The 1,373-nt window shown below is 61.5% G+C and carries 2 protein-coding genes; one reads left to right on the forward strand and one right to left on the reverse strand.

Going from position 1 to position 1,373, the window contains the following annotated elements:
• Positions 1-263: 263 nt before the first annotated feature.
• A complete protein-coding gene (locus AC3IFE_RS21170) occupies positions 264-434 on the forward strand; it encodes a hypothetical protein (protein ID WP_489191841.1) in 171 nt (56 codons plus the stop codon).
• 201 nt (positions 435-635) lie between these two features.
• Here the strand turns inward: AC3IFE_RS21170 and AC3IFE_RS21175 are convergent.
• The coding region (locus AC3IFE_RS21175; protein ID WP_489191842.1) for a metal-dependent hydrolase family protein at positions 636-1,373 on the reverse strand (738 nt) is incomplete at its 5' end.

Raw genomic sequence — 1,373 nt, forward strand, 5'->3', positions numbered from 1 at the left:
ATACCCCCGGCCTCAGGCAAAACTCGACCAGCTCCCGCACGGCATCTTCATCAAATTCCCGCCGGCCATCCCGTCTGCGGCCAACCACCAGTCTGCTTCGAAGGTCCTGTTTCTCTGTCATCACGGTCTGAGTGCATGTGTCCACGCGGACACTTAGCATCTGACCTTCTGCCTACCATTGGTAGGGCGTCGTTTATTGACGGCTTACGGTCCTTCGCAACTACCCGGACCTTCCCAAACGAGGCTGGCCGTACCTGCCATGGATGAAGGCGATCGACATTGATTTCAAGATCTTCGGATTCAAGCCGGGCGACCGCGTATACTTGAACGTCGACTACGCGAGCCGGCAGATCACGATCACGCCGGACTATAGCCAGTTGGCGCTGCGAGAGCAGCCGTATCACGATCCTGACCGGGGACCGTCGCCGCTCTAACTCCTGCTAGAGGCCGCTTGATGCGGCTCTAGCGAGTGGAATGCAGGCGTTGCATGAACACGACTGACCGCCGGGGCACCACCGCCCCGGCCATTGCCGCAAACGCCGCGACCCGCACCCAAAGCGATCTTCAACAACTGTCACGACCGCAAGGCCAGTGAGGCCACACCGCGCCTGCCGAAATAGCCGTATGGCGTCAAATCACCGCCCGCCGACACGCCGCTTCACAACGGCTCCCCGCTGCAACACATACTCGACCCGCGCACCTTCATCGGCCACGACGCCAATATCCTCAAGCGGATTCCCATCCAGCACGACGAGATCGGCGATCGCCCCAACCGCAACGACCCCAAGCTCCCCCATCATATTCACGATCTCCGCCGCCACCGTAGTCGCCGACCTGAGCGCCTCCAGATTCCCCAGCACCTCCGCCCGAATCCGGAATTCCCCAGACTGAAACGCATGCATCTCGCCGAGCAGGTCCGACCCGAACCCCATCTTCACCCCGGCTTTCGCATAGATCTCAAGCGACTCCCGCCCTTTCTGCTGCACGGAAGCCACCTTCGCGATGGAATCCGCCGGCATCCCAAACTCCGCCCCATGCTTAGCCAACGCGTCATAAGTCACCAGCGTCGGCACCACAAACGCCCCCCGCTCATGCATGAGCGCCGCAGCCGCCTCATCCACAAGATTCCCATGCTCGATCGTCCGCACGCCGCACCTCACAGCCCGCGCAATCGCCCGCCCCGTATACGCATGCGCCATCACATAAGTATTCGCGGCCTCAGCCTCATCGACGATCGCCCGAATTTCATCCTCCGAATACTGCGTGTTCGCAATCGGATCGGTCGGCGAAGCCACGCCGCCTGACGCCATGATCTTGATCTGCGTCGCGCCTTTCTGAATCTCCTCACGCACGGCGAGCCGCACGCCTTCGAC

This window comes from Burkholderia sp. APQ4-4ca, assembly GCF_057837105.1.

Bases quoted from the DNA above. Each gene is read 5' to 3' on its own strand.
- AC3IFE_RS21170 (WP_489191841.1), top strand. From the start codon at position 264: ATGAAGGCGATCGACATTGATTTCAAGATCTTCGGATTCAAGCCGGGC.